Annotated in this window: 1 pseudogene; it reads left to right on the forward strand. The window is 64.7% G+C overall.

What is annotated here, in order from left to right:
- Nucleotides 1-4: 4 nt before the first annotated feature.
- A pseudogene (locus tag ACK4TH_RS12910) lies at nucleotides 5-607 on the forward strand (DNA methylase N-4); the annotation flags it as partial.

Consider the following 607-nt stretch of genomic DNA (forward strand, 5'->3'; position numbering starts at 1 on the left):
ATAGCGCCGGGCGCTGGTGATCGCGGACAACCGCATCGCCGAGAACGCCGGGTGGGACGATGCGATGCTCCGGATCGAACTGGAAGCCTTGCAGCTCGAAGGCTTCGATCTGGACATCACCGGTTTCGACGCCGACGCGCTGGCTGAATTGATCGCGGGCGACGAGCCGGACAACGAAGGCCAGACCGATGAGGATGCGGTGCCCGAGGTCAGCGAGACGCCGGTCTCGCGCCCGGGCGACGTCTGGATCATGGGCCAGCACCGACTGCTGTGCGGCGATGCTACCGTGGCAACAAGTTACGAGGTCTTGCTGCAAGGCGACCTGGCGGACATGGTCTTCACCGACCCGCCGTACAACGTGAACTACGCCAACAGCGCCAAGGACAAGATGCGCGGCAAGGATCGTGCGATCCTGAACGACAACCTGGGCGACGGGTTCTACGACTTCCTGCTGGCGGCATTGACGCCGACCGTGGCGCATTGCCGGGGCGGCATCTACGTGGCGATGTCCTCCAGCGAACTCGACGTGCTGCAGGCCGCCTTCCGCGCCTCGGGCGGTCACTGGTCGACCTTCATCATCTGGGCCAAGAACACCTTCACGCTGGGC

Source organism: Tepidimonas sp. (genome assembly GCF_046292505.1).
Lineage (GTDB): Bacteria > Pseudomonadota > Gammaproteobacteria > Burkholderiales > Burkholderiaceae_C > Tepidimonas.